General features: G+C 21.1%; 10 protein-coding genes. 3 read left to right on the top strand and 7 right to left on the bottom strand.

Annotation, left to right across the window (positions count from 1 at the left end):
* The first annotated feature begins 3 nt into the window (after positions 1-3).
* Genes ELQ11_RS08670 through ELQ11_RS08680 form a run of 3 tightly spaced genes read left to right on the top strand, consistent with a single transcriptional unit; the run spans position 4 to position 1,150 of the window.
* Positions 4-621, top strand: coding sequence for a hypothetical protein (locus ELQ11_RS08670; protein ID WP_134225261.1), 618 nt, complete (start codon positions 4-6; stop codon positions 619-621).
* On the top strand, positions 618-899 hold the full coding sequence (locus ELQ11_RS08675) for a hypothetical protein (RefSeq protein WP_070273924.1): 282 nt from the start codon (positions 618-620) through the stop codon (positions 897-899). The genes ELQ11_RS08670 and ELQ11_RS08675 overlap by 4 nt, the downstream gene beginning before the upstream one ends.
* Complete coding sequence (locus ELQ11_RS08680; protein ID WP_070273923.1) at positions 896-1,150, top strand: hypothetical protein; 255 nt, start codon at positions 896-898, stop codon at positions 1,148-1,150. Before ELQ11_RS08675 ends, ELQ11_RS08680 begins: the two co-directional genes overlap by 4 nt.
* Positions 1,151-1,202: 52 nt before the next feature.
* Here ELQ11_RS08680 and ELQ11_RS10110 read toward each other — a convergent pair whose 3' ends face one another.
* The 7 genes from ELQ11_RS10110 to ELQ11_RS08715 form a co-directional block, all read right to left on the bottom strand.
* Positions 1,203-1,976 carry a hypothetical protein gene (locus ELQ11_RS10110; protein WP_070273922.1) on the bottom strand — a complete coding sequence of 258 codons (774 nt, stop codon included), beginning with the start codon at positions 1,974-1,976 and terminating at the stop codon, positions 1,203-1,205.
* The gene (locus tag ELQ11_RS08690; RefSeq protein ID WP_134225262.1) at positions 1,960-3,363 is read right to left on the bottom strand and encodes an AAA family ATPase; all 1,404 of its coding nucleotides are present in this window, start codon (positions 3,361-3,363) and stop codon (positions 1,960-1,962) included. Before ELQ11_RS08690 ends, ELQ11_RS10110 begins: the two co-directional genes overlap by 17 nt.
* Before the next feature lie 8 nt (positions 3,364-3,371).
* Positions 3,372-3,707, bottom strand: coding sequence for a hypothetical protein (locus tag ELQ11_RS08695; RefSeq protein WP_134225263.1), 336 nt, complete (start codon positions 3,705-3,707; stop codon positions 3,372-3,374).
* 35 nt (positions 3,708-3,742) lie between these two features.
* On the bottom strand, positions 3,743-5,548 hold the full coding sequence (locus ELQ11_RS08700) for a hypothetical protein (protein WP_134225264.1): 1,806 nt from the start codon (positions 5,546-5,548) through the stop codon (positions 3,743-3,745).
* A 46-nt stretch (positions 5,549-5,594) separates the two neighbouring features.
* A complete protein-coding gene (locus ELQ11_RS08705) occupies positions 5,595-5,822 on the bottom strand; it encodes a hypothetical protein (protein ID WP_070273918.1) in 228 nt (75 codons plus the stop codon).
* Entirely contained in the window at positions 5,819-6,487 is a 669-nt protein-coding gene (locus ELQ11_RS08710) for a hypothetical protein (RefSeq protein ID WP_070273917.1), read from the bottom strand. The genes ELQ11_RS08705 and ELQ11_RS08710 overlap by 4 nt, the downstream gene beginning before the upstream one ends.
* A 25-nt stretch (positions 6,488-6,512) precedes the next feature.
* The coding region (locus ELQ11_RS08715; protein ID WP_134225265.1) for an ATP-binding protein at positions 6,513-7,749 on the bottom strand (1,237 nt) is incomplete at its 5' end.

A 7,749-nucleotide genomic window follows, 5' to 3' on the forward strand; every position in this document is an offset into this window, starting at 1 on the left:
AGTATGACAGAAAATGAAATAGAAAAAATAGTTTTTAAAGATATAACTATTCATGCAAAAAGAATTTACGAAAAATCTTCGGAAATTAGAAATAAAATCAAAATATGTTTAAATGCCAGATTAGATTATAAGACTTTTAATAAATTAAATAGTATTTTTAATCAATTTATTAATTTTGGTAGAGACAATAATTTATTGGATAAATTTTCTGATGCACAATATGCTCAAAAATTAAATAATTTTCATTCATATATATTGAAAGGCTTAAACGATATAATTGAAGAAAAAAAATTAGATGATAAACAAAACATTTCTATCGAAAATATATTTTCAATAGAAATTGAAAATATCAATTGTTCTGATGAAACTTTATACTTTTTATATCTTTCAAAACTTTCTATTTTAAAAGAATTTTTAGAAAAAGATGAATTTAATATTACTAAAGAGCAAATTGAAAAATCAAAAAATGAAATTTATAATTTATATAACAAAATACCTGAAATTAAAGATAATGGAGAACAGATTAATAAATTATTTATTGCTTTAAATGAAAAGTTTTCTAAATCTGAAATTGAAACTGAAGAAACAAATAATTTTTTTAAACAAGGAATTAAAAAATGAGTTATAAAAAAGATGTATTTAAAGAGCAATATTTATTAAAAAGAAATATTTTTTATTTTTTTGCTTGCAAAAATAACATTTATTTCTTTTTTATATCTCTTATTTATTCTTATATCTTTTCTGATGGATTTGAAAGTTTCATTTTAATTTATTCTATAGGGTGTTTATTTTTATATAGATTCTTTTTTAATATTAAGAAAGATGACAATCCATTTAAAAAGATATTTTTGCTTATTTTCTGGGATAAATTAATTAAAAAATTAAGGAATAAAAATTGATTTTTAAATATTTTATAATTATTAATTTTGCATGTATAGCACTTTTGGCTAATGCTACTGATTCTATTAATAAAATGACTTCTTATATTAATGAACTTGATACAATTAATACTAAACAAAACTTTACCAACAAAAAAATAATTGCTTTAGATGTAAATTCTCTATTAGAACTTAAAAAACATAATTTTCTTTTACTTCAAAATAATAATTTATTATTCAATTATTATGAAATTTATTTTAAACTCATTTAGGCAGAAATCCCAACTGCTTTAGCGGTTGGGCTGAATGCCAAACGAAATACATCTATCTTCTTCTGATTTTTCTTCTAATTCTTTTGATATTATAATTTTTATTTCTAATTTTATTTTTATATTCTTTTAATTTTTCTAATTTATTCCAAAAATTATTTTTTACATTTTTTGATTTTTCTAATAGAGATTTATTTTTTTGCATTTCTTCTTCAAATTTCATAATCAAATCATCTAATTTATCTAGTTCAAATTTTTGTTCTTCTTTTCTTTTTTTTATATTCTCTCTATATTCTAGCTCATCATCTAAATTTTGTGTCCTAAACTTATCATTAATTTCATAATATGGTTTAAAATCACTTTTTTTTCCAATAGCATTTTCTATGCTTGTTTCGTATTTTAGATTAACTAAAATTGTTGCAATTATGTATTCGGCTTTTTCTGCTTCAGTTCCTATAAATTGGATATGTGGAGAATTAATTTCTCTATCTTGTAAATGAAGTTCAACTATTCCTTGAATATTATTATTAAGAAGTTCTGTTTGTATGTTCATTAAAAGATTGTTAATATCTTGTCTATCTATAGATACATCCCTACACCATATGTTAGCTGTTTTAATTTCATCTAATTGATTTAAATAAGCTAATATTTCAGTTTTTAAAGCTTTTTCTCCTGTTAAAGTGCAATTTGGATTTTTTCTTTTTTCAAAAACTTCTTTTAGTTTTTTTAAAAAATAATTTCTAGCTTTATCATCTTTTATTGCAAATATAGCAATTTCAGCTTCTCTTAAAAAGCTTTTTGAATTATTTTTTCTAGCTGGCTGTATCATTAATTTTATTTTCCGATTTGTCAAGCAATTGAAATTTTGCTCTTGTGATAGCTACATAAAATAAATTTACTTCTTGTTCTAAAAAGAATTCCATTTCTTGTTTTTTTTCCAAATTTTTTTCTTTTTTAATTTCATTTTGTAATTTATTTAAATTTGGAAAATCATTATAAAGTTCTACACTATCCCACTCTAATCCCTTGCTTATATGAGAATTTGTGATATAAAAAAAAATATTTTCTTTATTTTTTTTATTATAAAGTTTTATGGCTAATGCATTTAAGACTTTAAAATCATATTTTTTATCAATTAAAATTAAAACTTTATTTAAATTATTATCAAAAGCTTCTTTGGCATAGTTTTTTAATTCAAGCATTGAATTAAAATTAAGTAAAAAAGAATTTCTCTTGCTTATATAGGAAAAACGATTAGATCTAAAATTTAAAATATCAAATACTAATTGAAAAATGTCATCAGGATTTTTCAATAGACAATATTGTTCAATATTTTTATCATATTTAATTTTGTCTAAAAATTCAATAATTCCAGCATTTGTTCTCATAATATAAGATTTGTTTTTAATTTCATTTTTTTCTTTATTGGAAATATTGGAAGTCATTTTAACTTTATTTTTTTTGGTATATTTTAATAAAAAATAATCTGCGTAATTTAAAATTTCTTGCTTACTTCTAAAACTTTTTGAAAGATTTTTTTTATAATCTGCTTGAACAGTTTCAATTGCATTTATAGTTTGATTAAAACCATAAATATTTTGAAAAGTATCCCCAACTAATATTTTAGAGCAATTATTATTTAAAACAATATCGAGCATAATAGAATTAGTATCTTGTGCTTCATCCAATAAAATAAAATCATATTTTTTAACTAAATTTTTACTTTCTTCATATAAAAAATAATATTTTAAATAGAAATTATGTATAAAATCTAATTTTCTAGTTAAAACCAAATTCCAGAGTTTTTTTATATAGTTATTTTTAAATTCTTTTTCATCATTAATTAAAAAATCATTAAAATCTTTTAAAATTAAAAAAAGTTCTTCAGAAGTTTGATTTGGAAAAAATTTTTCAATATCAAATATAGTATAAGAATTAATAAAATTCATTTTCCCTATTTTTTTTCTTGCAAAAGAAAAAGCTAAAGAATGTAAAGTTTTAACATCTATATTTTTTTTTGCTTTTTTTTTCATATCCTCGACAATATTTTTATTAAAAGCCAGATATAAAAATTTTTTATTTGGATTTGCTGAAGCTATTTCATTTAAAGTGAATGTTTTTCCACTTCCCGCACAAGCATTAATAATTAATATTTCGCTTTTATTCATTTTTTTAGATAATTCAATAATTTCAATTTGTTCTATTGTGAGTTCCATTTATACTCTTAGTATTTAGCTTTAATATTATTAATTATATTTTGAAGTTGATTATTTTTCATTAAAATAAAAGATTCTTTTTTAGCTTCTAATGTTTTTTCAGTTTTAAGTTTTGTTAAAATTTCTTTTTCCTTTAAAACATTTTTTTCATTTGCTATAATTTCTTCTTTTATAATTTCATTTAGTTTATCAATAGCATTTGCAATTTGATTTTCGCCTTTATCGTATTGAATTTTTCCTTCATTTGCTTTTTCGCTACCTAAATATGAATCTACACAACCACCACATGCATAAAGGCTATTTATAAAAACTAATACAATTAAGCTAATTGATAATATTTTCATAATTTTTTCCTATAATTTGATTTTTTCATCATTATTTAAATCTTTCCTAAAATATCTTTACTTCTTGGAGTATACTCTACTTTTTTCTCTTGATCAGAAGTTTTATCATTATTGGCTATTAATTTAGAAGTTAAATCTTCAATTTTGCTTTTATATTCTTTTTCTGATTCTTTATAATCTGCTATAGATTGTAAAAGATATTGATTTTGAATTTTTTCTTTTTCTAAATCAATTTGTAGTTTATAATAATCTTTTGTCAGATTTTCATTGTTTAAATTTCTATTTTTATTTTCTTCAATTTGTTTATTTAAATATTCATTTTCGCTTTTTAATCTTATTAATTCTTCTTTTGATTTTTTATTTTCATTAGATAAAATATCATTTTCATTATCTAGCTCTTTAATTGTAATTTCTTGCTCTTCTGAAATTTTTTCTACTTCTTTTAATTTTTCTTCTACTAATTTTATTTCTGTTATTTCTTTTTCAAAATCATCTCTCATTGCTGTAATTTCATTAATTTTACTTTGAAGAGTTCCTTTAAGCTTTGAGATAGTTTCTTCTCGTTTAGTTATTTCATCCATTAGCTCATTTTCATAATTAATACTTTTTTCAATTTCATCTTTTAATGTATTTATTTCATTTTCTTTGTTTTTCAAATTTAAAATATCTTTACTAAAAAGCAAACTTGCAAAATTAATAGTATCTTCATTTCTATATTTTTGCTGAATATTTCTAATTGCTTCTAAAATGGAAGTTCCGTTATATAAATAATCTTTTAAATCTTTATAGGCTTCATAAGATTCTTTTTCTGCTCTTTTTAGTCTTTCTTTTGTTTTTTCAAGTTCTTTTAAATGATAAACTTCAAAACTATTTTTAATAATATTTTCTATTTCTTCTTTCTCATTTTTTATTTCATTTTCAACTTTTTGATTTTTATCACTTTCTGAAAGAGAAGATATATTATAAAGTTTTACATTAGAAGTAGAATTTTGTAATATTCTTTCTACAGAATCTTTTTCTAAAGAATCTCTATTTTTATTTATTTCTTGCTTAATTTCAACTTTTGCTTGTTCTTTAGCAATTTCTTTATTCTCATCTTGTTGTTTTAATTTATCTTTTTCAAGTTTTTTTTCTTCAGGTTTTAATCTTCCCCAAACTATAATTTCTTCTATACTTTTAATATTATTAATTCTCTGCTTTCCGTTATTATAAGAATAACAAAAACTTTCATTAATATTTTCAGTTTTTAATTTTGTAGCTAAAAATAACAAAAACTTTGAAACGATAAAATTATTATCTTTTGGAACTTGATAATTTTCTATTAAGCTCATATTTTCAGCTCTTGTATTTGCTATAATATAATTATCAAAAAATATTAAAGCTCCTTTTTTATGATAAATTAAAGATATTCTTTCTTCATTTATTTCTTTAAAATCAACTAAAGAACAACTATCAACACTCAAAAAAACATCTTTAATTTTTGTTATTGTGTTTTTATCATTTACTTCTCTAAGATCTATATTAAGTTTATAATATTCACTATCTCTAACTTCTTGTAAATTTTTAAATTGACTTATAGCCTGATAATTAAATTTTCCTACATTCTTTCCATCTTTAACATTCTCTTTTAATTTTTCAATATCATTATTTAGAGTTTGCTTTAATTTATAAATATTGTCAATTTTTTCATAATAATTAATTCCTATACTTTGCAAATATTCTAAATACTCATCAAAATTTCCATTCCAGAATTTTTTTAAAGTATCTAAAATTCCCCTTTTTGTAATATTTTTTATGTCTAATTCATCAAAATTTACTTTACTAATATTTAGATTAAGCATTTTTTCTCCTTTTTACAAAACATTATATAATATTTTTTTAAAGCTTTCAGCCTCCGACATAAACGTTTTTGATAATCAAATCTTTTACTTTGATTTTTACTAGAGTCTTTTTTTCACCCTTTTCTTTATAAAAATCAATATTTTTATAAGATTTCTCTTTGTTAATTCTAAAAGTTTTATTTGAAATTCCAATTTTTTTGCAAAAATCACTTAAACTCATGATATAACATTCTTCATCATTTTGATCTCTAATAATTCTTGGTTGAAAATTCATAGTTCACCTTTTAATCGATTTAAAGCATTTTCATCACTAATATTTTTTTTAATTTTTAATTTAAAATGGGAATATAATTTTTTAAAATCTTCTTCATCAATGTTTAGAATTTTGAAAAGATCTTCTTTCAATATATTCTTTAAATAAAAATTTTTGAATAAGCAAAATAAAAAATCTTCGCCAAAGTAATAAATATTTTTTATATAGCTTAATTTGTCATTAATATAGTTGGAAAGATTTAAATTAAATTTTTCATCATAATAAATACAATAAGCTATATCTTCAATTTTTTCTTTTTGTTTCAGCAATAATCTAGAATCATTTAAATTATTAATTTGATAATTTAAATTTAATAAAACACTTATGGTTGCGAAAATAGATAAAAACACTTCAAAGTTCTCCTGATTTTCAAAACTTCTTGGATATTCTTTTGTCTTCCTGCTATTAATATGAATATAGTTTAAATTGTCATTTGTAAATACGCTAATTAAATAATTTTCTTCACTTTCAAAAAAACAATAATTAATATTATTAATTACGAAATTTTTATTGAGTTTTAAATATTTACAAATTGCTTGTTTTTGACTAATTATGGAAAATTTTCTTAACAAATTAGATGATTTAGAGAATTTTTCATAAATATTAAAATAATCTTTTATAAACATAGACCAACCACTCCTTTCAAATAATTTAAATTTCTATAAACAATTCCGACTGTGCAACCATTTTTTCAATTCCTTCTTTTGCTGATTTCACAAGTGGAATTATTAGTTGAATACATTCTATAATATCTTTTTTGTTAAACTCATCTCCTTTTGCTTTTTTACAAAAATCTAATCTTTTGCAAAAATTTTCAATTTCTGCAGGAGTATAAGGAAACCTATTAGAAATTGGATTTTCTTTTTGATAAATAGCTTCAATTTCTGCAAAAATAGAATCAAGATTCATTATTTCTTCTAATACAAATTTTAAGTTGAACTTCTTGATATATATTTTAAACATTTCTTCAGCATTTTCGTGAGTCGGCAAATTGATAAAAAATAATTCATCCCATCTTCCCCGTCTTAAAAATTCAGGATTATTTTTTAGAATGGAATTTAAATCATTTGCTGTTGCAAAAAATATAGCATTAAAACTATATTCACAAGCAGGCGTATTAATATCATTTAAAATCGTTAGCAATCTTCCTAACATTTGCTTTTCTTTAACACTTGAGCTTCCAATCATTTTTTCTATTTCATCAATTAAAATTACATATTTTTCATCTTTAGAATCAATTTGTTTTTTATGCAAAAATTCAAAAATATTATTTAACTTTTGAATAGGCTCATTGCTTTCCATAATTTGAGAAAGATTTAATAATATTAGTTTTCTACCCAACTCTCCTGCAAAGCATTTTGGAAAAAATGTTTTACCTGTGCCCGGAATTCCAACTAAAAATACGCCCTTTGCTTTAAAACCATTCTTCTCAGCTTTAATTAACAAATCTGTATATTCTTTTAAAGCTTTCGCACCACCAATATCTTTGAGAGTGAATGGAGATTTTATAACGCTTAATCCAAGTTCCATTTCTAAAATTTTTTCTTCGCTGAAATTCATTTCTTTGTGCTGAGAACTTAATAAACCAAATTTGTTTTTTATTTTTTTAGTAATAAATAAATTTTCATATTCTTTAAAAGGTTCTTGGTTGGTTAAAACAATAATGTTTTCATTGCTATTTTCTCTTAATAAATTTAGAATATCATTTTTATTAGGAAATTCAATAATTCTTAAATTATTAAAAATTTTCTTTAATTCTTCAGGCAAATTATTTTTTGCTTCGTCAAATAAAGCTTGTTTCGACAAAGTGTAAAAGGAATCTTCAAAAATGAACCAATAATTACAAAAATTACTTTTATTAATTGGGGGCATAAAACTGGGGGGGGGG

It is taken from the genome of Campylobacter sp. US50a, from assembly GCF_004379015.1.
Lineage (GTDB): Bacteria > Campylobacterota > Campylobacteria > Campylobacterales > Campylobacteraceae > Campylobacter_D > Campylobacter_D jejuni.